Origin of the sequence: Bartonella sp. AC535YNZD (assembly GCF_042196625.1) — a bacterium.
Classification (GTDB): domain Bacteria; phylum Pseudomonadota; class Alphaproteobacteria; order Rhizobiales; family Rhizobiaceae; genus Bartonella.
In genome coordinates this window covers 1-25,939 of record NZ_JBHIQP010000015.1, presented here as the reverse complement: position 1 = coordinate 25,939, position 25,939 = coordinate 1, and the positions used below count along the sequence as shown (strand labels likewise).

The following is a 25,939-nucleotide window of genomic DNA, read 5'->3' as shown; positions in this document are numbered from 1 at the left end:
TTGTCATCGGAATTATTGAAGTTTTTTCAAGTAAAGTTCTTCTAAATCATTCTAGATCAACTGTAAGAATTTATGAGTGAAATCTATCTGATTATAAATGGAGTTATTATAAAGTTATTGTCTTTAGATGGAGATCAATTACTGTAAAATGAATAGTATTTAGCATAATCTTTATTCAAAAAATGATATGGATCTTAAAATAATTCACTATGGATATTTTGAATTTATTATGCCCTTTCGCTGTTCTGTTCTTAAAAATGAGTAGATGTAAGTTTTTAATTCATATCCTGCTTTGTGTAGTTTTTTATAGGTAAAAATAATGCGAAAAATATCAAAAGAAGGGCTTGTATTGATTAAGCAATTGGAAGGCTTGCGTTTATCAGCTTATGAAGATTCTGGTGGTGTCTGGACAATTGGTTATGGACATACAAGTGCTGCTGGTGCTCCAAGCGTTCACAAAGATATGCAAATTACGGAAAAAGAAGCTGAAAAAATCCTTCGTCAGGACTTGAGGGAGTATGAAGCTGTTGTTGAAAAAGCCGTTACCGTTCCTTTAAACGATGAACAATTCGCGGCATTAGTATCATTTTGCTATAATGTAGGAATCACAGCATTTCGCAGTTCTACACTTTTGAAAAAGCTTAATAAAGGTGAATATGAAGCGATACCAACCGAATTGCAAAAATGGACAAGAGTGGGAGGAAAACGTATCCAAGGTCTTGTCAATCGCCGAGCAACCGAAGCAGGATTGTGGGCAAAAGGAGCTCATGTTGCCCCCAATTATCATGTAGTAGAACCAGAAGGTGTAACAGGTATTTGCAAAGTAGAAGCTCTTGCACCAATCATAGGTTCTTTTTCAGGGCTTGGAGGTCTTTTTGCAGGAAATGGTCCTGTTCAATGGGTTCTAGCAGGCATTATGGTTTTAGCTGCTTGTACAGCTATGATATACATTGCTAAACGTTTTCAGGAACACCGCCTATGATTTTATGGATAAAAAAATATCTGACAATGACGTCAGCGCTCATAGCAGCTTTTCTTATAGCTTTAGTCAAAGCCTTTTTTCTTGGGAAAAAAATTGAGAAGCAAAAGCAAACAAAAGAAGATTTCAAGATAGCGACAACACGGCTTGAGGTAGAAAATGAAATTAATAAGAAAAGTGATGCTGATGTGCGCACTAAGCTTTCTAGCTGGTTGCGCGACGAATGAACGAACTTCTTGTATTGGATGGCTGCCAATTTATTTGAATCGACAAGATATCAATGTCATTAGTTCAAATTTGGCGAGAGATATTTTAAAACATAACGAACAAGGTGAACGTTTATGTGGTTGGAGAGATAAACGGAAAATAAAGTGATAAAGATACAACTCCTCTGAAACATTAATTAATGAAACGATTTGAAAAAGGTGGATATATTCAGACTAAAAGTAAAAGAACTTAAAAGGTTAAAACACTCTGGTGATCGATTGGATTTTATTAGAGTAACGGAGATGTCTGAGTTGAAGCGAAAGGATTCAACAGATTATGTTTGTGTAAAATGATTGAGTCTATTGATGTATTCTATGGGCATCTTTGTTATCCTATCAAAAGAAGGTGAGAAAAGATTTTATGGATTGCACTACTATCGTCGTTCAAAGAACTGATCATACAACAAAGGTTCTGTTTTCAACAAAAATAACATCTAGAAGCTTGCATGCTTGAAGAAAAGCAATCTATGGAGCTATATAATGAATAATGGTAAGGCTTTTATGTGATTTGTAAATGACGTTGCTTCAGCTTCCTAATTATAATAATGATGTTGACGATAAGGAAAATACTTTCGCACTTTATCTGCTTTTTCATGCTAAAGTGGCGGGAAAACATTGTGAATGATCTTGGCTGTTAATTTTTCTATAGGTAAATTCCCTATATGGGAAATGACATGCAACTCCAATTGAGAAAACCAACAACCATTTTTGCTTTTATTTTTTAACTTAGCTTTTTTACTTTCAAAAGTTGCCTAGCAATTTCTTGAAAAATATTGCTTTACTATTTTAAGATAATTTTTTCCTGAAATAAAATCCTTCTTTTAAAATATTACTGTAATATCTTGCAAACTCATGTACTGCTTTTAGAGAAAGTTTGTAATAGGACCGTTTCTTTCACGGCGTTTATTGTGATGTGTATAACGGAAAAGTTAAGAGCGCGTATTATCTTTTCGAACATTCAACCACAATCTTATTTCATCCCAATATTTATCTTGAGAAGATACTTTTATAAAGATACTGATAATCTATAAATCACTCTCCCCTAATTCACCTTCTCACTCATCCTTCCATGCATTGCCTGTCCACCTTTTAAACCACCTTAAATTTTTGATATAGAATTTTTTATTTAATTTTTATTTTTTATTGAATCATAAAAATGATATGTCTCAATCTCACCTCTATGCATCTTTATACGCTTTGATTCTTATTTCTAAAGCCCAGACATCCTGCATATCGCACTGTTTTTATATTTAATATATATTTCTAGATTTATTCCTAACTTGTTAGAAAAGTTTTTATATTTTGATAGAAATATCTTCTATCAGTTCACTTTTTTCAAAAGATTCTGAAAGGATTCTCAAAAAGTCTGCAAGTTAAAGACTATTTAATACGTATTGTTTCTTTTCTAGAAATCAAAATTGGTGATGCCCCATTCCTTACCAGAAATTGTGTTATTTGCAGAGCAGTCTGTATAAGATGGTGTAACCTCTTTTATGAAGTTAACTAAAGTTTTTTGAATTTCTAGCATATTGTTTAAAGACAAAAAACTCCCTTTTAATTTATACAAGCAGCTTAGACATCGGCTGATAATCCTTCCACTTATAAAAATCTTTTCTTTAATAACCCTCAAAACCACAATTAAAGTGGTGAAAGATAAAACAAGATTTTTAGGCGATCATAACGCACAATAAAATAAGATCAGTCTAAATGTTCAATGCTAACACCTGCTAAACAGTGGAAAATAAGTTTTAGCACGCCTTCAAATTGGAAGAGCTTAAGCCCCCGCGCGCTACGATGGGTTTTTACTCTCATCGTACGATTTACATTCCCTCTAAAACTTAATCGCTGTAAATATAAAAATCTTGAAGCCCGTTCTAAATCCGTGAGAGTTTCTGGATCTTGCTGTATTAAACGTTGAAATTCCTCACAACTGCTCATCTAAAATGCTAACATTTTTACAAAAGGACGATAGTGGCGTTGTAACATCCCTAAAAAGTTTACGACATAACCTGAGAGATTATTGCTGATTTCAGGGGATAGAATCAATTTCTGTTCAAAGAAAATATCACTCATACCAACAAAAAGGTTTAGTCTACATGCCATGAGGAATGTCCTCAAATAATTTTGATATTTTTTTGATCGAATTTCTTTTGTCACCAATATCAGCAGCAACTTGTGTGGAATTAACAAAATTATAATTTTTTATCTTAAAATGTATCCATCATTTTTTACATTCTTTCATCTATCTAACCTTCTTTTCACAGCTTCAAATGATAAAAAGTAACTGCAATGTTAAGTCGTTTTGCATCGAACAAATTTCTCGCAAACTATCCCGATTGGCTAGATGACAATCCATCCTCTATTTAAAGAGAGAAAAACTTTTCTTTTTTATTCAGCGATAAAGTAAATATTATCCAATTACTTATGAGTAGTAATTCGATCAAATGGAAACTGTAATTCTTTCTACTCTAAGTAATCTTGTACCCATTTATATAGGTTTAGGAAAGCGTTCTGTTATGAATATTCATAAAAATGCTTCAAAAATTGATATCAGCAAAACTTCTGTTTAAAAAAGGAAAAGATGTTCTCTTACCTGCTACTGAAGAAACTGTTCAGATTTGTCTTGATGTTGCTGAAGAGCTTCAAAAAACATGAAGTTATCCCAACGCTTACAAGTGTGCCAACAATTCAACTTTGAGATAATAGATCAGTGCTAGAGTTATGCCAATCTCACCAATCTGTTGTTGTCTGTGAAGAGCATAGTATCAAAGGAGAAACTTGGAGATGCAATTGTTAAATCGCTTATGGAACAAAACATTCTATGCCAATTTGTATCATTAGTCCCCCCCACCATCCCCATCTGCAATAAAAACGAACTGGATATTTTAACAAGTTATAAAATCAATCGAGGACGCATAAATAGTGTTAGAAATGACATACTATACAAAAAATATTCAACTGCTTCCTAATATGCTCGCCAGTTCAAAAACATCATAAATCATTGAGGATGCAAGAAAATAAGAAAGAAAAGCACATTAATTCACGCAGTTTTTCTCTCAGTAAACGAGCTTTTTTAAAGATAGTACGGATATTTTTTCATTGCTTAAAAACGTACTCCATAAAAACAATATCATATCCATATAATATATTATCCAATGAACTTAATATAAATAATATATAGATTATAGAAATATTATTTATTATATACATTTTTATTATAATTATAGATTAAAATAAATACATATTGACATTTTTAGTAGTTTTATTTATATATAATAACTAATATTATTCTACATTAAAATAAAACTAAATGGATTTTATAAATTTACGTTTTATGCCAATGTGGAAAAGAAGTAATTAATATATTATATTTTAATGTTTTTTTATATACAGGAGGGAAAAATGCTCACAGCATTATTTATAGCTACTTTTTCTATATCAACAGTTGTTTTACCTTTAATATCAGCGCTTGTTCCTTTTTATCCGTAGAATGAGCTTTTAATAAAGTAAATAAAATATGTATGCAATGTTATTATTGTTTTTTTTCGTGTTTATTATTATTATTAATATTTAATATTACTGTAGTTACTGAGTATTTTCTGTGATTTTATAGAGGAGCTTATTGATATTTTCTATTTAACTTTAACTGTCAACATATTTTTAAAATATATAATTATGCTCCTCTATAAAAATACTTTCTTTTTCTGAAAGAAGTATAACTTATTTCTTTCATTGCTTAAAAACATCTATATTTACTAAACTCTTGCGTGTAATATCTTTGATTGTCTGAGTACCAGTCAGTGTCATAGCTACCCGCATTTCGTTGGCAAAAAGATCAAGGAGATGCATAACACCTTTCTTACCAGCTGCTGCAAGCGCATAAACAAAAGCACGGCCAATCATAACAGCATCCGCACCTTGTGCTATCATGCGTACAACATCAAGACCAGAACGAACACCAGAATCCGCTAAAATAGTCAAATGATCCTTTACAGCATCTGCAATTTCAGGCAACGCTCGTGCTGTTGATAATACACCATCAAGCTGGCGTCCACCGTGATTGGAAACAACAATACCATCAGCACCAAATCGTACGGCTTCTCGCGCATCTTCTGGATCAAGAATACCTTTCAGAATCATTTTTCCTTTCCAAAAATCGCGAATCCATTGTAGATCATGCCAACCAATTGAGGGATCAAAATTTGCACCAAGCCAACCAACATAATCATCCAATGCAATCTTCTTTTTGAGATAAGTGGAAACATTTCCAAGATCATGAGGGCGCCCCATAACACCAACGTTCCAAGCCCAATATGGATGAGTCAAAGCTTGTAAAAAACGACGTAAACCAGCATAAGGACCAGACATACCCGAATGCGCATCACGATAACGTGCACCAGGAATTGGCATATCAACTGTAAAAACCAACGTGCGTACACCAGCCAACCAAGCCCGTTCTAGTGCATCACGCATGAAACCGCGATCTTTGAGAACATAAAGTTGAAACCAAAATGCACCTCCAATCGCTTCTTGCACTTCCTCAATGGAACAAACTGAAACCGAAGATAGCGTAAAAGGGATCCTTTTTGCTGCCGCAGCACGCGCTGCTTTTACCTCACCACGACATGCATACATGCCTGTTAGCCCAACAGGTGCGAGCACAATCGGTAGACCAAGTGTCTGATCAAAAAGCTTGATTGAAAGATCAACTTCACCAACGTGGCATAGAATCCTTTGACGCAGTGCAAGTGCTTGAAGATCTGTACAATTACGTCGCATCGTTTCTTCAGCATAAGCCCCACCATCAATATAGTGAAAAAGAAAGGGGGGAAGACGACGCTTTGCTGCCTTACGATAATCAAATGTTGAAGAAATAATCATTGATGGCCCATTATTCCTGAATTAAAAGGGAAAATACCCTAAAATGCATAAAAAAAACCGTGTACCTTCCTCTTCAATGTTCTCCCAAAACGCTCTATTGAATTGATAAAGGTAACAGGAATTGCACTTTTCTAAAAAAACTAATTGATAAAAACAACGTCTTTATTTCTCTTTTCCCAATTTAAAATCTCATAGTATAGGAGCAGCATTAATACCGTACCACTTATACATTGTTCATATACAGTTGAAATGTTATACTCTCTTTAAACAAATACCTCTTTGTGAGCAATTGCTTTACAACTTAGTGCGTTGTCATTTAAAGTAGTTTTTCCCTCCAAAGAGTCCTTATCGTTTATAAAAATAGAAAGTCTATACTCATTAAAGATAAACCATCCCCCCCAAAAGATGAAAAAAACCTTTAATTAATACTTTAAATAAAGTTGTCGCGTACATCTAAAAATCTTCTCATATCAATATTCAAAACTGAAACCTGTTACTTGTCATGAAATTTTATAAAAATATACCGTGCCTAATTTACATAAAGTGTAAAAAACTTTTAATGTTCATACTCATGAAGTGCTTTACCTTTAGTTGAAACATTTTCTAGCTATATTATATCTTGAGGCTATAAATGTCTTCCTAAAATTAGAACACTATTCATTAAAAAAATTGTTCCTGAACTATCGTGAAAAACTTATTTATCTTCTCTTAATGATAATTTTTATACAAAATAAAATGTACTGGCACTTAAGATCTAAAAAAATGAAGCAAAGTGCAACATCCAATCTTGCATATTTTCTTTGAAAAGAAAACAATCTGCTGTTATATCGAATAAGTAAATTATTGATTTATTATCACAATACATATGCATGACATATTGAATAAAAATTGATTATAGCCAAATTATTTCATTTTAGATTTTTTCATAATAAAATAAGCAAAACTATTCTTTTCCGCATCATAAACGAGAATTTTTATGGATAAACACGCCTGAAAAAAGAAATAAAAATGCCTATCATATCCTCTCAAATACAAAGCCCTAATGTTGGAAACTGAAAATAGAATGCATGGCGACGGTTTTTTAAAGAACAAAAAATTTTCTTTTATTCACAATATATTTCCTGCGTACATGTTATCAAAATTCGTGGTTTCCAACTCATTTAAAATGCTTAGACAACTTTAAACCCTGTGCTTGATAATGTGATCCAACATCATGTCCATAAAGGGTTGAGGGCCGATTAAGCATATGTTCATAGACCAAACGACCAATCATTTGGCCATGCTCTAAGATAAAAGGAACTTCATGGCTTCGCACTTCTAAAACCGCTCTTGCTCCTTTTCCACCCGCTTCCATATGCCCAAATCCTGGATCAAAAAAGCCTGCATAGTGCACCCTAAACTCACCAACTAAAGGATCAAAAGGAGTCATTTCTGCGGCATAAAGCGGAGGCACATGAACAGACTCTCGTGAAACTAAAATGTAAAACTCATCAGGATCAAGAACTAGCTCTCTTTGATCTCGACCAAAAAGAGGTTCCCAAAAATCTAAAACGTGAGCAACGGCGCGTTTATCAATATCAATAACGCTTGTATGATGTTTACCACGATAACCTATAAGCCCATTTTCATCTCCCTTTAAATTAATAGAAAGTCCAATACCATCAGCACTAATATTAGGAAGATCCTCCGATATCAGTGTTTCTTGCCTTTGCAAAGTGTGCAACTCAATTTCATTTAAATAACTTTGCCCTTTTCTAAACCGAAGCTGTGATAAATGTGAGCCAGTACGCACCAAAATTGGAAATGTTCGTGGACTAACTTCCAAATAAAGTGGACCATGATAACCAGCACAAATTTTATCAAATTCCTGAGCATTATCCGTAATGACACGTGTAAAAACATCTAACCGCCCCGTAGAACTTTTGGGATTGGCAACAGCAGATAAAAATTCTGGTAAAGCTAAAGTTTCCAAAAGAGGAACAATATAAACACACCCCGTTTCTAAAACGGCTCCGTCTTGTAAATCAAACTCATGCAACTTTAACCGTTCAAGCTTATCCAAAACTTTTGCATCAGAACCCGGCATAAAAGAAGCACGTATACGATAAGCTTTCTCCCCTAAACGAAGATCAAGGCTTGCTGGTTGTATTTGAGATCTATCAAATGGATACTGAGCCTTGAGAAAGTTATTATCAATCAAAGCTTGTATATCACTATCTGCTAAAATACCGCTTATACGCGCCATATATTGCCTTCCCTTTTTACTGTATTTCTTTTTGACCTAGATGATCCGTTGGTGCAAGCCATTTTTAAGGTGATAAAAACTATTTTTTTGTTTTTTCAAACTGATTTGTTAACATAAAATAAAATACTTTGAATAATGAAGAACATTTTGCCTCTCTTTAAAAGTAAACAAGAGGTATTGTAAAAATAATATTTTCATGCTCTCTTATTCTTGAATGTCGCGCAAATGGTGTTATCATAATTTCTTATAAACCCTTAAGATTCCTGTTAGAATTTATTATGATTATACGCCATCTTAGCGAAAATATTATTAATCAAATCGCCGCTGGTGAAGTTATTGAACGACCAGCAAATGTTGTCAAAGAACTTGTTGAAAACGCTATTGATGCTGATGCAACGCGCATTGAAATCATTACAGCAAATGGTGGAAAAAATTTTATCAAAGTTAGTGATAATGGTTGTGGGATTCCTGCAGATCAGTTAACTCTAGCAGTTTCTCGTCATTGTACCTCAAAGATTACCGATGATGTACACAATATCTGCTTCCTTGGGTTTAGAGGAGAAGCCCTCCCCTCTATTGGTTCTGTTGCAAAACTTAAACTCACTTCACGAACAAAAAATGCTGAGAGCGCTGCTGAAATTTCCGTTACTGCAGGAAAAATTGTAGGTCCCAAGCCAGCTGCTGCAAATCCTGGAACAATTGTTGAAGTTCGTGATCTTTTCTTTGTCACACCGGCACGATTAAAATTTATGAAAACTGATCGGGCTGAAACAAATGCTATTAGCGATATGATTAAGCGAATTGCTATCGCATTTCCACATATCCGCTTTTCTCTTTCAGGACTAGACAGAACTTCTATAGAACTGTCTGCTACAGAAAATAATACTCAAGGACAATTACAACGTATTACGCAAATTATGGGAAAGGAATTCGCCCCTAATAGCATTGCACTGAATGCTGAACGCGAAGCAGTGCGCTTAACGGGTTTTGCTTGCTTGCCATCTTTTAACCGAAATAACAGCCTACATCAATTTGCTTATGTTAATGGGCGTCCCGTGCGTGATAAATTTCTATGGAGTGCACTCCGAGGTGCTTATGCTGATGTTATGCCCCGTGATCGTTATCCTGTCGCTATTCTTTTTATTGATCTCCCACCTGCTGAAGTAGATGTTAATGTTCACCCAGCTAAAGCTGATGTACGATTCCGTGATCCAGGATTAATTCGTGGTTTAATTGTTGGAGCTATTCGTGAAGCATTGCAGCAATCTGGTATTCGTCCAACTTCAACCCGTTCTGAAGCAATGCTTACTGCATTTCAAACACAACAACCATTGGCACAACAACCATTAGGCAATTTTAAGAACACGCACCTGTTCTCTTCTTATAACCCACAGCCTCATCATTTTACCAGCGCTTCAATGGTTCACAAACCCCTAGATATTACTAGCTCTTTTGATTTAAAAGAAGATGCTACTCCTATTATGGAGGGCTTAAATATACCAAGTGGAGATGCATACATTCCAAGCACTATACCTTCATCAGAAGAGTTATCTTATCCACTAGGAGCGGCCAGAGCACAAATTCATAAAAACTATATTATCGCCCAAACACAAGATAGTTTGATCATTGTCGATCAGCATGCAGCTCATGAACGATTAGTTTATGAAGCACTCAAAAATGCACTTTATTCCAAACCACTTCCTTCACAGTTATTACTTATTCCTGAAATTGTAGAACTCTCTGAAGAGGATGCAACATGCCTTTTAACGCATAAAGATGCTTTGCAAAAATTTGGATTAGGAATAGAATCATTTGGACCAGGAGCAATTGTTGTGCGTGAAACCCCTTCCATGTTAGGAGAGATCAACGTCCAAGCTCTTATTAAAGATCTTGCAGATGAAGCCGCTGAGTATGATACAACAAACAATTTAAAAGCAATGCTTGATTATGTTGCAGCAACGATGGCCTGTCACGGCTCAATACGGTCAGGGCGCCTTTTACGCCCCGAAGAAATGAACACACTATTACGACAAATGGAGGCAATACCTAATACAAGTACATGTAATCATGGACGCCCTACTTATATTGAACTCAAATTGGCAGATATAGAACGGCTTTTTGGCAGAAAATAAGCTCTTCATCATTTTTACAAGAAAAATATTTTAAAATTAACTCTCGACTTTATAATATATTTTATGGCACTTTTCTTGAATCTCTTGTATCAAGTAAAAAGGAGTTATAATGTTTCCCAATGGTGAACGCGAAGCAAAAATTCATTATTCTAATAACGGATATGACATTATAGAATATGGTACCTATACCATTTGTGCTGTTAGCGGGCAAAAAATCCCTATAGATGATTTAAAATATTGGAATCATCACCGCCAAGAAGCATATGCTAGTTGTGAAATATCCTATCAGCGTGAACTTGAGTGCAACCCATATCTCAAGCAATTATTAAAAACAAAAGAAAAATAACCCCTCGAAAGCTACAAATTTAGCCTTTGCCTTTTAGACAAGAAAATTCAAGGGAACGTTTTCTAAAGCGGGTCATGACCTCTTCAAGGACCATACGACAGAAGTCTTTTTGAACAAAATCGACATTCACATCAAAGACAATAAGATTTTTCAAACCTTTTTGCGTGTGAATTGTCTGTATACGGATATAATCTTTAGCTGTTGTTGCTAGCCATAAATTGTGCATTTTAGCCTTTTGTATAAGGCTTTTTAAATTTTTATCTGTGAAAAAATAGTGGTCTGGATATATGTAAGTTTGCACCACATGACCGGACAATTCTTTAATAGATTTAAAAAATTTATCTGGATTGCCAATACCAGCAAATGCCAAAAATGATTTTCCTGAAACCTCATCAGAGGCACTGGCTTTAAGATGAGCACGATATAAAGGCTTTCCAGTACGCGAAACAAGAAAAGCGACATTATCAGGCGCATCGGAATAACCAATCAATAAAACACTATCCATAAAAGAAAACTGCGTTTTTAATGGTACGCGCAAAGGTCCTGCTGGAAAGACAGCTCCATTACCAAAACCGCGCATCGCATCAACAACGAGTAACGCATAATCCATATAAAGACGGCGACTTTGAAATCCGTCATCCATTAAAATAAGATTACATCCCTCTTGTTTAAGCCGTTGTGCTGCTGCATAACGATTAGGTGATACAGCTACAAAAGCATGCTGTGCAAGTAAAAGTGCCTCATCTCCGACACTATATGGAGTATCATATTTCTCATTTACAAGATGTACCCCTTTAACTGATCCACCATAACCACGAGATACAATACCAGGTACAAAACCAAGTTCTTTAGCCACTTTTGTAAAAGCAATAACAACCGGCGTTTTACCCGCACCGCCACATGTAAAATTTCCAATACACAAAACTGGCAGATCAATCACGGGAGGCTGTCTTGTCATAAAACGACTTGAAAAATAACCATACCCCCATGAAACTGGAGCTAACACAAAACGCAAAAAGCTTTTATTTTTCCACCAAAAACGAGGGGCGCTAATATGCATATCTACCCTGACGCTGACGTAAACCTGTTTGTATTACAAGGGGTTGTAAAAATGGATCTAAAATCTTTAATGTGCGCTCAAATGCACCTGCCATACCTGTCGCCACTTCATGAGCCTTATCAACCATTTCTTGCCGCAATGTTTCATTTGTTAAAAGCCTATACACCTGAATAGCAAGCTGTTTTGTATCTTGAACCATATATGCTGCATCATGTGTTAGAAATTGTTTGAACATCTCTTGAAAATTTGAAACATGGGGTCCTGTCAAAATAGCGGAACCAAGCAAAGCCAATTCCAATGGATTGTGTCCACCATTTCCACATAAGGATTTACCAACGAAAGAAACTTTCGATAAGCGAAGAAAAAGTCCCATTTCTCCAATGGTATCTCCCCATAAAATATCGGTATTCATGTTTGGAACAGCATCTCTACTCCTACGAATAAAACTTAACCCCTTATTATCGCATTTTCTGATAAGATCTTCTGAACGTTCAGGATGACGAGGCACAATAATTGTTAATAAATCTGGCAAATAATTTTTAACAATTTTATGGACCTCAAAAGCAATCTCCTCTTCCCCTTCATGCGTTGAAACAGCAGCCCAAACTGGGCGATTGCCGATAGCATTACGATAACGTGCAAGCAATTCTTGATTTTCAATCAGAAAAACATCAGCCTTGAGATTACCAGAAAACGTAACAGATTTTACGCCAAGTGTATGGTAATAAGCTACATCTCTTTCATTTTGACCAATCGCCAAATCAATATCCTTAAAAATATGTTTGGCAAGAATACGCCGTTTTTGCCAAGCTTTAAAAGAACGTTCAGACATATGGGCATTAACCAAAATCTGCGGAATACGCATTTTTGCAAGTTCTTTAATACGGAGAGGCCAAATTTCTGATTCACAAATCAAGACGAGATCAGGCTTCCAATGACTAATAAAACGCCGCACTGCAAAATCTAAATCCAAGGGAGCATATTGATGAATCAACCGATGACCAAAATGTTTTTTTACAAGAGTGGAAGATGTCACAGTCCCAGTTGTTAATAACACATTGATTTTTAATGATAAAATATAATCAATAAGTGGAACAAGCGCAAGTGTTTCTCCAACACTTGCTGCATGCAACCAAACTAACGAACCTTGGGGACGGGCATGAGAACTTTTGCCTAAACGCTCTTTTTTGCGACACCACTCTTCTTTTCCACGGATAGAACGAAAAAATAAATAAAAAGGAACAACAGGACATAAGCAAAAACCAATTATTCGATAGGTTAAAAGAGCCGCATGTGCCTTTAATTCTACCATTTAAAATCACCTCATCCAGCTATTTTAAGATATCTATATACTTATTTTGTTAAAAAATTCATCAACACTATTGGGTGCATCAATTATTTTAAATACCACACGTATCTTGGATAAAAAACGCTTCCGCCATGAGAAAACTCAATACACAAAGAAAAAAGAAACGTAATTTTATCCCACGTTTTTTCAAAAATCTTCCTATAAGAATAACATATACACATTATTTGAATTCCCTTTAATGAAGTTTTTTCAATTATATCGATTTATCATTTCAATTTGCACCCTATAAAAAATTTACTCAAAAATAACAAAACTACAATTCAGTTGATTATAATTTTGAAAATATAAATGATAAACCTATGACATAGATTGTATCAATTTTTTCAACTCACTGAATAAATACTTCTTATGATTTTAGTGAGACTTTGAATTTTGCACGTTGGTATTTTAGAGAAAAAGCTTATTTTTACATATGTTAGGTATTGTCAATTTTTCAAAAAATAGCCCATATAGACATTACAACCTAATATAAATACAACAAATAAAATGTGTTTAAAAGGAAGCTCAATCTCTATTATTTCATTTCAATAAAATGAATATGTCAAACTAATCTTAAAAAACTTTTGAATAGTATAGAGTCTTCATTTTAAATTGTGATATAATCTCTTAAAGGTAATCCAGAAAAATCTAATCTCGTTTAATAAAGAATTTCTTAAAAGTCTTAAAGCAATTTAAATAAGAATGTTCAAAATTTTAAATCCTCTCTTTTCAGGAGGTCGCATGATATATTATTCCTTTTAAGATTGTATATCATCAACACAAAATGATTAACTTATAGATTGTAGTTTTAAATGAGTACTCAAGAAACCCTTATGAGGTAAGTTAACTTCATAAATCTATCCAGTTTCTCTAAGTTTCTAATTTTGATAAAGTTTCTAACGACTTTCATGGTTTCTGAGCTTATAGTAATAACTCGTTGAAAAAGTTCCAATAGATAAATAACGAGTGCTAATAATCTCAACAGAGTAGTAATTGGTATCATTAATAATGCTACTCTTTTTATTAATCTTAACGCATTAGTGTCTCATACCTCATTCAAAAGCAGAGTGACTATTCACAATATAATCATAAACTTCGAGTGATAGCTGTCATGATAATATTGCTGTTGTAAATAGGTTGATAGAAACTGTCTTGCATTTTTATTAAGCGTAAAGATGGTGGTGCAATAATGGATTTATACCTTGCGCGATTAGAAGAAATGGGAGTGATATCGACTGATCAAAACTACTGTGGACCACGGCATTCGCGGCCTTTTGACCGGCATCGCAGCGGATTTGTTTTAGCGGAGAGCGCAGGTCTGTTCGTTATTGAAAAATTATCTAACGTACTGGCGCGGCAGCGTGAGCCATTGGCCTATTTATTGGGTTACGGCGGTGCACTTTGCGCACAGCATATTGTAGCGCCGCATAAAGATGATCTCGAAATGCAACTGTCGATGGAGCGGGCCATCGAATATACGGATGTTGACCGTACCGCTATTGATTTTGTGAATACACATGGGACATCGACAGTACAAAATGATCAGCACGAAGCCAGTGCAATCAGAACGGTTTTTGGCGCGCACAACCCGGCGATTGTGGCGACAAAATCTTGGCACGGGCATCTGATTGCTGCTGCCGGTGCGATGGAAATTTTGGGTGTACTGGTTTCTTTTCGGAACAATGTTTTGCCCAAAATTTTGAATTGTGATGAAATCGATCCTCAATTGCCTGCTGGCATTGCGCTTGTGAGGGAGCATCAGTACCGACCGCTTAAATACGCATTGAAAAACTCTTTTGGTATGGGTGGTGGCGCAAGCAGCTTGGTTTTAGGGAATCCACAATATCTGTAAGGGACACCTCATGCTAACAATATATTCTTTATTAGAAAGAAACTGGCAAGTGATTTGTCATCACAGTCATTATTCGGCAGAGGATGTCACCATGATGACAAAAGGGTGTGCAGATACCGTAGTTAGATATTTTCGTGATCGCCCGCAAAAGGAGAAAAATAAGTTGTTTGTTTTTGTGATTAGAAATAATTTCGAAGGTCTAATCAGCTATTTTGTTGCGTCTGTGCTAAAATTGAAAGCTTGGATCGTCAGTATTCATGATTTAGACATTGTTGATATGCTGGTTGATGCCAATTGCATTGCGGCTGTTGTAATAAGCCATGAAGTTAGGAATATTAGTATCATCAGTCACCGAATTAATATCGCGTTTGATTACTGTTTTTCAACTGTGAACGAAAATCTGGCTGATTTTACAGCATATCCGTGCGCGCATTTCTATTTTTGTACCTCCAGAACAACCAGTAAGCCCAAGTTGATTCAATATCATGAAAATATTCTGATTGAGAATGCCCTCGCGGTGAGCCAATCTCTTGGACTAAGTAATGAAGATTGCTCATTGTGTTATTTCCCCGTGCAGTATATGTATGGTCTCTCTACTATGCTATGTGCCTTCTTATTGGATAGCAAACTGGTATTTGAAAAATTTCAAATAAGTAATTTCAAATAAGTAATATTGGTGAACTCGTTTCGCACTATAGCATTACCAACTTGCCTTTAATCGGTGACTGGATGCTGGCAGTAAGCGACATTTTTACCAAAAGCCGAATCCATGTGCAAAATATCTTGAATGCATCCGACCGTTTGCTCACCGTACAAGCATCGGGTATCCTCTCATCATGTACGACGTTATGGAATAACTTCGGTCAGACCGAATCCGGACCGCGCTTGTTTAATAATAAGATCTGCTCGCTACGCGATATTGAAAGAACCAGTAAATATGGCGTTGTAGCGCCGGGTAAGGCTTTGGTGAGTGATATAAAAATTGATTTGCGCCCCATTGATCGGGCGGATTCTTCTGATTCAGTGCGCCGTATGTTTTATAAAACGCCTTTCGCGTGTGATGGTTATGTTGATAGTTCCTTGAAATTAAAGCCGCGTGATGAATGGTTTGATTCCGGCGACCTGTTTGTTAAAGATGAATCCGAATGCTATTACTGGATAGCCAGAGTCGTTAATGAGTTTAAACACAATGGTAAGTTTATCCCAGTTCAACTGATTTCAAATGACATTATTAAGTGTGCTGGATGTTTAAGACATTACTTTTCAAAAGCACAGAACAGAGATCTTTATCTCAACCTTGATATGTCGGCAAATAGTGAGCAGGTTAAAGCCATTACTAAACTATTGACTGATAAATGGTATCAGTATGCATTTAAAGTAAATATCAGAAAAATTGCCACGACAAATACAGGGAAAATAAAATGTACCGTGTAGATAAAGCTCATGGTATGAGCAGAGTGTATGTTAATCGCCGTGCAAACAATTATCTGTGCATTGTGAGCCATTCTTTTTATACCTATTTTTTAGCTATTGATAGGCTTCATCGTTATTTGCCTGTATTGATGAGGCGTACATCGAGAATGATATTGCAGCGTGAAATGGCGAAGGTGCTTTTTGTCGATATATTTAAATGAATTCTGCCAGATGTAAAGATGTCACACAGTTCTGTGAGCCATGGACGGAGTGAAAGTATTATGTTGGTTAATAACGATCCGCGGATTCAGTCTGTCGGGGTTGATATCGAATTTATTGAGAAAAAAACTACCGAGGCCATTTATGCTAGATTACTGTGAAAAATGCGCGGACTTTCCAGCAGGGCAGATGCTGGACAATCTGCTATGCACTACGATATTTAGTTGCATGGAGAGCTTGTATAAGGCATTATACGCCATCTCAGCGTGCACTTTTGATATAAATGATTATTTTTTAGTTGAACATGACAGGACGCGATGTGTTTTTCGGTACGTTGGGAATATATTTGCGTTTAAAGGGATGCGTTTATTTGTAACTGCTATTATCTTTGTCAATCTGTGATAATCGTTGTTTTGCTGGATGCATGTTTGCAATCAATTATTTTAGATGACCTCTTATATGAGGACGTAACCGTTTCTATACCCAGTTAGTTTTTAACGAGTTTATGGCAATTGAAAAGAGTGAAGCCTTTCACGCCTTTGATGCTTTTCATAAGGAATTAAAGAACAATTTAAACAGTGAAATAAAGCAAGAGGAAGCGATTGAGATGTTAGCACAACATCTTGTCACGCGTCCCGTGTTTGAAGCTTTGTTTGAGGGCAATGAATTTGTGCAAAACAATGCCATTTCGCAAGCAATGGACAAGATCTTAACGGAACTGGATAAAACCAATATCGAAGAGAAAACGAAAGATCTTGATAAATTTTACAAAAGTGTCACGTTCTGTACAGCAGGCATCACCGAAACTCATGCCAAACAGAATCTTATTATCAAACTTTATGAAAGTTTTTTTGCCAAGGCATTTAAGAAAACCACGGATAAGCTTGGGATTGTTTATACGCCCGTTGAGGTTGTTGATTTTATCATTCATTCTGTTGATGATGTATTGCGTAATGAATTTGGAAAAAGCTTGGGATCACGTGGTGTGTCTATTCTTGACCCTTTCACGGGAACGGGTACCTTTATCACAAGGCTTTTACAATCAAAACTGATCAAACCAGAGGATATGGAATATAAATATCGTTATGATATCCATGCCAATGAGATCGTTTTGCTTGCCTATTACATAGCAGCGATTAACATTGAATCTACCTATCATAGTCTTATGAAAGGTGAATATATCCCTTTCAAGCATATTGGCTTAACCGATACGTTTCAGACGCTAAAAAAGCAAGATCTAATACAACGTCTATTAAAAGAAAACAGTGAATATCTGGAACATCAGAAAAATTTAAATATCCAAGTTATCTTTGGTAACCCTCCTTATTCAACAGGTCAAAAAAGTGCCAATGATAACGCGAAGAATACTCCTTATCCCATATTAGATCAACGTATTCGTGAAACCTATGCAGCTCAATCTAAAGTTACGAATGTACAAGCACTTTATGACAGTTATATTCGTGCCATTCGTTGGGCTAGTGACCGTATTGGTAATGCTGGGGTAATCGGCTTTATTTCTGGTTCAAGCTATATAGACAAGCCAACAATGAACAGCTTACGAAAATCTTTAGCCAACGAATTTACGAGTATTTACGTGCTTAATTTACGGGGAGATATCCGTAAAAACATGTTAAGCAATGGAGCAACTCAAGAAGGAGAGAATGTTTTTGGTAGTGGTAGTATGACTGGTATTGCTGTTACAATATTTATCAAAAATCCCAATACTATTGGACCTTGTAAAATTTACTATCATGATATTGGTAATAATCTTTCTACCGAAAAAAAACTTGGAATGATTCAAGACTTTGGTAGTGTTGGTGGTATTACACGTGAACAAGGCTGGCAAATAATTACACCAGATAAGCATGATGATTGGATTCATCAACGTGATGACAGTTTTGAAACGTTTCTCGCCTTAGATGATAAAAAAGGGCATAATAAAAAACTATTTGAAGCTTCTTCATGTGGTATAAAAACCAATCGTGACGCTTGGACATACAACTCTAGCCGTGATGCTTTATCAAAAAATATGAGTAATATGGTAGCCTTTTATAATAGTGAGGTAAAACGTTTTAATGCTGCTTATGGACATGCTGACCGTAAAACACGTACCAATATTGTAGACAATTTTGTAAATTCAGATGCTAAAAAAATCAGTTGGAGTCGCGCTCTTAAACAAGAATTGGTAAAAAGAAAGACTTTCAACTTCGAAGAAGCATGTTTCACGCAAAGTTTATATCGCCCTTTTATACAACAATGGCTTTATTATAATCGCATTTTCAATGAATTGGTTTTACAGATGCCTCGTATATTCCCAATGGGAAAAGCGATTGAAAATCAAGTAATACAAATTACAGGTACGGCAACTCAAACAGTTTTTTCTACTTTAATGACTAAGGCTTTACCTAATTTTCATGCAGTGCATACTGGTCAATGCTTTCCACGTTATATTTACGAAAATACTGAATCTTTAAAAAATAAAAGTGAGAAACAATCCCATTTATTTACAGAAGCAAACACAACATCTGGTTTACAGAGACGTGATTCCATTACTGATGAAGGATTAGCACATTTTAAAGCGGCTTATCCTAATGAAAAAATCACTAAAGATGATTTGTTTTATTACGTTTACGGTTTACTTCATTCGGAAGATTACCGCGCCCGTTATGCTCATAATTTATGCAAAGAACTGCCTCGTATCCCTTGCGTAAAGAGTGCTGATGATTTTTGGAAATTTGTGACAGCAGGGCGTGAACTGGGGCATTTGCACGTGAATTATGAAGATGTAGAGCCTTATCCAGTCACATTTAAAAAGGGTAATCCAAAACAGACTGAGATCTCTAATCCCGAAGAATTTTACTACGTTACAGAAATGAAATTTTCTGGGAATAGTAAGGAAAAGGATAAATCAACTGTTTTTTATAACAGCAATATCACAATAACAGATATCCCTCTTGAAGCTTATGAGTATATCGTCAACGGTAAACCCGCTCTTGAATGGGTTATGGGGCGTCAGTGTGTTAAGACTGATAAAAAGAGTGGTATTGTCAATGATGCCAATCGCTATGCTGTTGAAACCGTTGGCAACCCTGCCTACCCTCTAGAATTGTTTCAAAGGGTTATTACTGTAAGTCTAGAAACAATGAAAATCGTAAAAAACTTACCAAAATTAGAAATAAGAGAAACTGAATAACTTATAAAGCATGCTCACATAATGGGTATGATAAACTCACAAGGGGTATAGAGCTTATAACCATAATCTATACCTCTTTTGTTAAGTTGATTAGATACAATCCTATCATGCGTTATTCTAAAAAGAAGAAACTTGCACTTTTAGATACTCTTATTTGGATTGCTTTAAGACTTTTAAGAAACCCTATCTTAAATTGAATATGCTTCTTTTACATTGCCTTTAAAAGATTATACCGTAATCTAAAATGATAGCTTTATCCTTTTCAAAAGCTTTGTTTAAAGAGGGTGATATATATTCATTTTCTTATATTACTTATAAGTTTTGAAGGTTTCTCACCCCCCCAAAAAAACCTACAAAACATATAGCATTAGTTGAATTTACAGGTTGTATTTTGATATAGGTTGTTTTTTGTGAAACTTGATAAAAGTTAACATATTGAAATATAATAAACTTTTATTTTTGATTAAAAAAATAAAATAATACGTATAAAAAGAACCCACAAAACCACCAAAACTAACAACCATAAGGATCTTGATAACATTTATTATAAGTTACAAGCTATCTTTTGAAAAGCTTTAAAGGATCATATGCTTTTCATAAAGCACATTTTAATCATTCACTAAAATCATAAGATTCGTCTGTTAAATAAACAGACATAACCGATAAAATAGACAATAATCCATTAAAAGGGATTTTGATCATCTATGGAGTAATTTTATAGATCTTTTTTTATAGGTTGTTTCCTTAAAATCTTGCACCAAAACCATGATCAGAGCCATACCACTGTTGCGTTTCTCAACTAGTGATCAAGGCTTTGGAGCGCGTCTTTTTTCTAAATTTCTGAAATCTTTTTGATATTTTTTAGGTGCTATTTCTTGTCTTTTTTTCCGATAAAATTGACTATTTTCTCTTTCTAAGAGTGGGATTGCTCCTTGCTGATAACCTCTTGTTGATCATCAAGCTTTTCTGCCACCTGTTTAATCAAAGCGTAACTCACTTGCTTCACCTTTGCTACTTCTTTGGCTAAAGCTAATGCACGTTCAAGGTGGGTTTTGTTGATGCTCTCGTCAAAGCCTAGGTGATCACCTGCTGCAAAACTTTTCTGATAAGATTGTAAGGTCTCAACATCACCCAATAAAGCAAGAGCGCCAAGATGAAGTAAAGCATAATCCGTATCGTTTGCTTTAGACGTGGCGCCTTTTTCCCAAGGAGCAGTGCCATAATCACTGCGAAGTCTTTTAGAAGCAACAGATGCTGTTTGCGGATCCAAGCTTAAAATCAATGCCTTTTTGGGAAAACCTGTTCAATAACGCTGTGCAAGAGTAAGAGCGTTCTCAATATCATATTTTGTGATGTTTTCCACAAAACCTAGACGGCTCTTTCTTTGAAAACTCTCCTTATAAAACTTAAGTTTTTTGACATTGCGAGTCAAAATAAGTGCAATAAGGTGAAATTCTGCAAGGAAAAATTCACTGTTTGTTGGCAAAGCCGCATAATCATAAATGATTTGGTTGGTGTTTTGGTTATCAGCCCACTTAAGAATATCCACACAAATCTGCTTTAGTTTGCCTTCTTCAACTTTAACACTAGAAACTGTATAAACTTCTTCTGCTTCTTTGAGAGCTATATATTGAGGCTTCTCGGGAAAAACATCCCTATGAGCAGTGGAAAAGGCAAGTGTTGAAAGTGAAGCCTTGAATATAAGGATCGGTGTTTTTCCTTTTCTATCAAGACTGTACATTATATTAATGATACGGTCTTTGCTTATAAAATAGGCATTACGATTATAATTTTTGTCGCGATAGACTGTCCAGTTCATCATTTTTAATGTTTCAGAAACTGTATTAAGAAGAGCCAAAGATTGTACACCAATACGTGCATCTGCCGCCTCTCGCTCCTTTAAAACGGTCAGATGTCCTTCAGCAAATTGAACAGCGTGATTAACATATTTTTCCACATCATCGTCATCTAAATATTCAGAAATCGTACCTGCTTTTACGGCATTTTGATAGGATTTCAAGACATCAATTTGACCTGTTAATGCTAAACAAGCCAAATGCCATGAGATATCAGGACATGAGCTATATTTTTGAACAAGCGCTTTGCTTTCTATCGCTGCTTCTAAATCCTGAGCACGCGCCCATTGTATCACCCGCTCAGAAATTTTGATAAGCTCCTGCTCATTTAATGTCTCTACACGAATATCAATCCCTTTATCAACACCACTAAAAACCCCTCCCTCAATCGTATTAAAAGACTGATAAATATTTGTAGCTGATATCTGCCTACATTTTCTACTATCGTGAATATAATAGCAAGCTACAGAAATATCTTCGTTGGAGATCCCTGCTTCAAGATGAACATTGTAATCATCATTTGGAAGACGTATAAAACCAAAATCAAATTGAATAAAACGATCCGGCAAAACTAACCACATTTTCCCAGGCTCTGTGGCAAACCATCCTTGGGTTTTAAGAATGCGCGTTGCTACTGTGAGACTCATCAAACACTGTTTCGGTTTTTTGCGTGCTAAAATGTCATCCAATTCGTTATTTTTATACGCCTCAGCAAAAAAGATAACGCGCTTAACCTGCGTTATCTTTTCATAATCAGAAAACTCTGGTGTATATAATTGAGGTGTAGGTTTGTAATTCCTTAAAGCTTCAGTATCGCCGAGTAGAGCCTTTGCAACGAGAGAATGATTAGCAGCTTTTTCACGTAATTTTTTCTCAATATCTTGTGCTTGCGCCCAAGCTAACACTTTGTCTAAAGCTACCTTAACGTGGTTTTCAAAAAACTCCAGTGCTGTAACTCCAAAATTCTCTTCTGAAGAAATCAGCATATCCTCATATTGGTATCGCGATTTCTTACCGTTAGCGTATTCCCAGCCAAGACAATAAGCAGCAGTAGTAAGACTGACAGAAACCCACAATCTTCCGCTATCCCGTCCATAATCTATGACACCATAGTGAATACGCACTATGCGATCGGGGAGGTGATAATAAGCAAACATATCACCCATTTCATCGCGATGAGGCTCCCAGCCAAGTCTTTTTAAAATCTCTGTTGCATCTTTGGTTTGCATCGTCATTACCCTGCGTGCTCTTTAATTCTTTTGCAAAGGAATTCATAAAAATTACTGGCGTAATATTCGCAATTATCCAATGGATAACATAACATAGATTGGACATTCTCCATCTCGAAACTGCGTATAATCAAAGTAAAAGGTTTCACCAAAATCAGTACTACTCACGACAAGCTGTTCTGATGTTGCAAAACCACGTTTTCTATAATAATTTAAGTTTTGACAAACAATATCATTAAAAGGAAAATCTACACAATCTTCATAAAGACTATAGATTTCATCACCACCAATATCTCCCCCTTTATAATTTTTTAAAAAACTTTTATAAGAAGATGTGAATTGCAAACCGAGAGCTTTCTCCGCCTTTTCAATCCATATATCATCGACAGCATTTTCTGCAGTCCCAAAACTGACAATATCACTATCATATTTATCAACTTTATCAACTAATTCTATAACATCATCTAAGGTATAGGTTTTCATAGATGATCCCCCTTAAAAATATTAACGATGCCTGCATTCTTGAAAAGAAAAAATAGTGGTTTAACATTGCAATTCGGAAGTAAAACCACCATACAAAGAAATTTACTTCAAGTTATCTGTAATCCTTTTACAGAGAAATTCATAAAAATTACTTGCGTAATACTGGGGATCGCTAGGTGGAAACTTAAGATAGAGCGGACATTCACCATCCTGAAACTGAGAGTAATCAAAATAAAATGTCTCACCAAAATCAGTTCTACTCACAACAAGCTGCTGTGGTTTTACTAAACCATTTTCTACATCCGTTATATGATAATAGACAATATCATCACTACGAGCAATTTCAAAATTTGTATTATAAACACTTAATATTTCCTCACCACAGATTTCCGCTCTTCCATAGTTTTTTAAAAAACTTTTGTAGGAGGTTGTGAATTGCAATTTAAGAATCCCCTCTGCCTTTTCAATTAGTACATCATCAACGGCTTCATCTGTAGAGCCAAAATCAACACTATCACTATATTTATCAACTAATTGTGCAACATCATCTAAAGTATAAGTTTTCATAAATCTTCCCCTGCATGGTCCTTAATTCTTTTACAGAGAAATTCATAAAAATTACTTGCATAATAATGTGACGCTCCAGATGGAATTCTAACATAAAGTGGGCATTCACCATCCTGAACCTGAGTATAATCAAAGTAAAATGTTTCACCAAAATCAGTTCTGCTAACGACAAGCTGTTCTAGTGTCACAAAACCATGTTTCCTATTATATAAGTTTTTATACACAATATCACCAGCAGGATGATCCTCAAAACCTGCGTTATAAATGCTAAAAATTTCCTCATAACCAATTTCTCCTCCTCCATAATTTTTTAAAAAACTTTTGTAGGAAGATGTGAATTGTAAACCAAGAGTTTTCTCAGCTTTTTCAATCAATATATCATCAGGAGCATCCTCTGCAGTACCAAAATTGATAATATCATCATCGTATTTATTCACTTTATCAATTAATACTGCAACATCATCTAAAGTATAAATTTTCATAGTTTATTCTCCTTGTTTTTTAGCTTCATCTTTTCTTCTATAATCTTAGCGCGTTCCTTCCAATATTTGGATCTCCACCTATCAAAAATGTCTCTATCAATACCCGATCCCATTGTATTAGGATTAATATGAATAACAGAATTATGTTCGTTATGAAATGCATTGGTAACCTCTGCTATGGGACCATCATGTGTTTGCAGCATGTGGTGTAATTCAATGGGATTATCATCAGCATCAAGAGGAGCTCTTCCTGTCTTCATTCTCTCAATATTTGTACCTTTTACTTCTTTCCCTCCCTGTCTCCAAGTAACAATTCTATTAGGATCAAACAGGTCCTCTCTCTGATAGACTTTATTTATCTGAGTAATTTTTTCTCCCTTGTTCGTTATTTCAAACCCAACCTCAATAGGTTTTGACCAGAATTTTCTCTCTTGACCCAAATATTGAGTTGCAATAGCTTCATCGCTCATTTTTTCTAGCGATTGTGCGATTTCTTTTCCCACATGAGCAGTATTTACTTCAGAACTAGTTGCTCCCGTTATAGCCGCTTCTTCAGCTTTAGATGCAAATTTGATGAGATCTTTTTCTACAAGCTTGTTCGCAAGCTTTACGCCTCCCTTGGCTGCTGAAACAGCACCGTCAGTAAGCACTGTAGAACCCACTATATAAGCCATATCTCCTAATGGTTTACCTAGCATTTCACCAGATTCAAAACCCGCACTGAATGCTCCATCCCCTCCTTTCTCCATTGTTTCATGTATGTGATCTATATGCCCCCAAAAGGAATCCTTAACTCCTCCCCAGAATTGACCAGCTCCTTCCCAGACATCATCCAACATATGCCCACTCGTGGCCCAAGATGTTGCTGTTCCAATGCCTTGAAGAATATTTTGAGAGATCTCATCAACTGAACTGTTTCCTATTGCCAGACCTAATTCTTTAACGTCATGAGCTGTCTCAGATATTTCGTTTCCTATTGCTTTGGCGACACCAAAAATCGTACCCTTCGCAACACCTATCTCAAAAATTCTATCTTGCTCTTCACTAATCTCGAACCATTTTTCATTAACATCTCTTCGACACTGATCATCAGAACACTCTTCTAACTCTTTCTTCATCTGAGCGCGTTGTGCACTGCTGAGGTAGTTATTTGCAGCAGCATTACCAGCGGCATCAGCGCCGGCATCAACATTGCCACCGGCAAGGGCAGCGGCAACGCCCCCGGCAGCCCGTGCGACATCAATGGTGTGATCCCTAAAGTCAGCAAACTGCGCATCAATCTTTGCGTTTATACGCGCTTCCTCTTCCGCAGTTGGGGTGCGACCGTTTAGATCTCCCATTTCCTCTTTCACAATGCCTTGCACCCACAATTGAAACTGGAGCATAGC

General features: G+C 35.7%; 19 protein-coding genes and 3 pseudogenes. 11 read left to right on the top strand and 11 right to left on the bottom strand.

The window, feature by feature from the left end; translation table 11 throughout:
• The first annotated feature begins 319 nt into the window (after nt 1-319).
• From ACFIM8_RS07875 to ACFIM8_RS07865, 3 genes are read left to right on the top strand one after another with little or no spacing between them, the layout of a single operon-like run.
• Nucleotides 320-982 carry a lysozyme gene (locus ACFIM8_RS07875; protein ID WP_375607389.1) on the top strand — a complete coding sequence of 221 codons (663 nt, stop codon included), beginning with the start codon at nt 320-322 and terminating at the stop codon, nt 980-982.
• Nucleotides 979-1,206: a hypothetical protein gene (locus ACFIM8_RS07870; protein WP_375607388.1), complete on the top strand. Its 228-nt coding sequence runs from the start codon at nt 979-981 to the stop codon at nt 1,204-1,206. Before ACFIM8_RS07875 ends, ACFIM8_RS07870 begins: the two co-directional genes overlap by 4 nt.
• A complete protein-coding gene (locus ACFIM8_RS07865; protein ID WP_375607387.1) occupies nt 1,139-1,354 on the top strand; it encodes a hypothetical protein in 216 nt (71 codons plus the stop codon). Before ACFIM8_RS07870 ends, ACFIM8_RS07865 begins: the two co-directional genes overlap by 68 nt.
• A 1,589-nt stretch (nt 1,355-2,943) precedes the next feature.
• Here the strand turns inward: ACFIM8_RS07865 and ACFIM8_RS07860 are convergent.
• Both ACFIM8_RS07860 and ACFIM8_RS07855 read right to left on the bottom strand, forming a co-directional pair.
• On the bottom strand, nt 2,944-3,183 hold the full coding sequence (locus tag ACFIM8_RS07860; protein ID WP_375607386.1) for a hypothetical protein: 240 nt from the start codon (nt 3,181-3,183) through the stop codon (nt 2,944-2,946).
• Nucleotides 3,184-3,348, bottom strand: coding sequence for a hypothetical protein (locus tag ACFIM8_RS07855; protein WP_375607385.1), 165 nt, complete (start codon nt 3,346-3,348; stop codon nt 3,184-3,186).
• 429 nt (nt 3,349-3,777) lie between these two features.
• Here ACFIM8_RS07855 and ACFIM8_RS07850 point away from each other — a divergent pair, with 429 nt between their 5' ends.
• Nucleotides 3,778-3,900 (top strand): hypothetical protein, encoded by a 123-nt coding sequence (locus ACFIM8_RS07850; protein WP_375607384.1) that lies wholly within the window; start codon nt 3,778-3,780, stop codon nt 3,898-3,900.
• Between the two features lie 1,074 nt (nt 3,901-4,974).
• Here the strand turns inward: ACFIM8_RS07850 and lldD are convergent.
• Together lldD and ACFIM8_RS07840 are read right to left on the bottom strand one after the other, a co-directional pair.
• On the bottom strand, nt 4,975-6,126 hold the full coding sequence (gene lldD, locus ACFIM8_RS07845; RefSeq protein WP_375614759.1) for an FMN-dependent L-lactate dehydrogenase LldD: 1,152 nt from the start codon (nt 6,124-6,126) through the stop codon (nt 4,975-4,977).
• Nucleotides 6,127-7,282: 1,156 nt separating this feature from the next.
• Nucleotides 7,283-8,371: a 2'-deoxycytidine 5'-triphosphate deaminase gene (locus tag ACFIM8_RS07840; protein WP_375608066.1), complete on the bottom strand. Its 1,089-nt coding sequence runs from the start codon at nt 8,369-8,371 to the stop codon at nt 7,283-7,285.
• Nucleotides 8,372-8,649: 278 nt separating this feature from the next.
• On the opposite strand from ACFIM8_RS07840, the gene mutL reads away from it, so the two are divergent.
• Nucleotides 8,650-10,503 carry a DNA mismatch repair endonuclease MutL gene (gene mutL / locus ACFIM8_RS07835; RefSeq protein ID WP_375608065.1) on the top strand — a complete coding sequence of 618 codons (1,854 nt, stop codon included), beginning with the start codon at nt 8,650-8,652 and terminating at the stop codon, nt 10,501-10,503.
• Between the two features lie 109 nt (nt 10,504-10,612).
• Nucleotides 10,613-10,849 (top strand): DUF2093 domain-containing protein, encoded by a 237-nt coding sequence (locus tag ACFIM8_RS07830; RefSeq protein ID WP_375608064.1) that lies wholly within the window; start codon nt 10,613-10,615, stop codon nt 10,847-10,849.
• A 19-nt stretch (nt 10,850-10,868) separates the two neighbouring features.
• Here the strand turns inward: ACFIM8_RS07830 and lpxK are convergent, their stop codons facing one another.
• Both lpxK and waaA read right to left on the bottom strand, forming a co-directional pair.
• Nucleotides 10,869-11,909: a tetraacyldisaccharide 4'-kinase gene (lpxK, locus tag ACFIM8_RS07825; protein ID WP_375608063.1), complete on the bottom strand. Its 1,041-nt coding sequence runs from the start codon at nt 11,907-11,909 to the stop codon at nt 10,869-10,871.
• Nucleotides 11,899-13,221 carry a lipid IV(A) 3-deoxy-D-manno-octulosonic acid transferase gene (waaA, locus tag ACFIM8_RS07820; RefSeq protein ID WP_375608062.1) on the bottom strand — a complete coding sequence of 441 codons (1,323 nt, stop codon included), beginning with the start codon at nt 13,219-13,221 and terminating at the stop codon, nt 11,899-11,901. Before waaA ends, lpxK begins: the two co-directional genes overlap by 11 nt.
• Before the next feature lie 1,225 nt (nt 13,222-14,446).
• Between waaA and ACFIM8_RS07815 the strand changes: the two genes are divergently transcribed.
• The 5 genes and pseudogenes from ACFIM8_RS07815 to ACFIM8_RS07795 all read left to right on the top strand — a co-directional run.
• The gene (locus tag ACFIM8_RS07815; RefSeq protein WP_375607377.1) at nt 14,447-15,109 is read left to right on the top strand and encodes a hypothetical protein; all 663 of its coding nucleotides are present in this window, start codon (nt 14,447-14,449) and stop codon (nt 15,107-15,109) included.
• 10 nt (nt 15,110-15,119) lie between these two features.
• On the top strand, nt 15,120-15,776 hold the full coding sequence (locus ACFIM8_RS07810) for a hypothetical protein (RefSeq protein WP_375607376.1): 657 nt from the start codon (nt 15,120-15,122) through the stop codon (nt 15,774-15,776).
• Nucleotides 15,777-15,817: 41 nt separating this feature from the next.
• The gene (locus tag ACFIM8_RS07805; RefSeq protein WP_375607375.1) at nt 15,818-16,543 is read left to right on the top strand and encodes a hypothetical protein; all 726 of its coding nucleotides are present in this window, start codon (nt 15,818-15,820) and stop codon (nt 16,541-16,543) included.
• Nucleotides 16,531-16,743 (top strand): hypothetical protein, encoded by a 213-nt coding sequence (locus tag ACFIM8_RS07800; protein ID WP_375607374.1) that lies wholly within the window; start codon nt 16,531-16,533, stop codon nt 16,741-16,743. The genes ACFIM8_RS07805 and ACFIM8_RS07800 overlap by 13 nt, the downstream gene beginning before the upstream one ends.
• Nucleotides 16,744-17,252: 509 nt before the next feature.
• Nucleotides 17,253-19,934 (top strand): annotated as a pseudogene (locus tag ACFIM8_RS07795) (type ISP restriction/modification enzyme); the annotation flags it as partial.
• Between the two features lie 913 nt (nt 19,935-20,847).
• Here ACFIM8_RS07795 and ACFIM8_RS07790 read toward each other — a convergent pair.
• From ACFIM8_RS07790 to ACFIM8_RS07770, 5 genes and pseudogenes are all read right to left on the bottom strand, one after another.
• A pseudogene (locus tag ACFIM8_RS07790) lies at nt 20,848-23,019 on the bottom strand (DUF6990 domain-containing protein).
• 8 nt (nt 23,020-23,027) lie between these two features.
• A pseudogene (locus ACFIM8_RS07785) lies at nt 23,028-23,502 on the bottom strand (SMI1/KNR4 family protein); the annotation flags it as partial.
• A gap of 102 nt (nt 23,503-23,604) precedes the next feature.
• On the bottom strand, nt 23,605-24,069 hold the full coding sequence (locus tag ACFIM8_RS07780) for an SMI1/KNR4 family protein (protein ID WP_375614758.1): 465 nt from the start codon (nt 24,067-24,069) through the stop codon (nt 23,605-23,607).
• Nucleotides 24,066-24,551 (bottom strand): SMI1/KNR4 family protein, encoded by a 486-nt coding sequence (locus ACFIM8_RS07775; protein ID WP_375607372.1) that lies wholly within the window; start codon nt 24,549-24,551, stop codon nt 24,066-24,068. Before ACFIM8_RS07775 ends, ACFIM8_RS07780 begins: the two co-directional genes overlap by 4 nt.
• A partial coding sequence (locus ACFIM8_RS07770; RefSeq protein WP_375614757.1) for an HNH/ENDO VII family nuclease occupies nt 24,548-25,939 on the bottom strand: 1,392 nt, incomplete at its 5' end. The genes ACFIM8_RS07775 and ACFIM8_RS07770, both read right to left, overlap by 4 nt.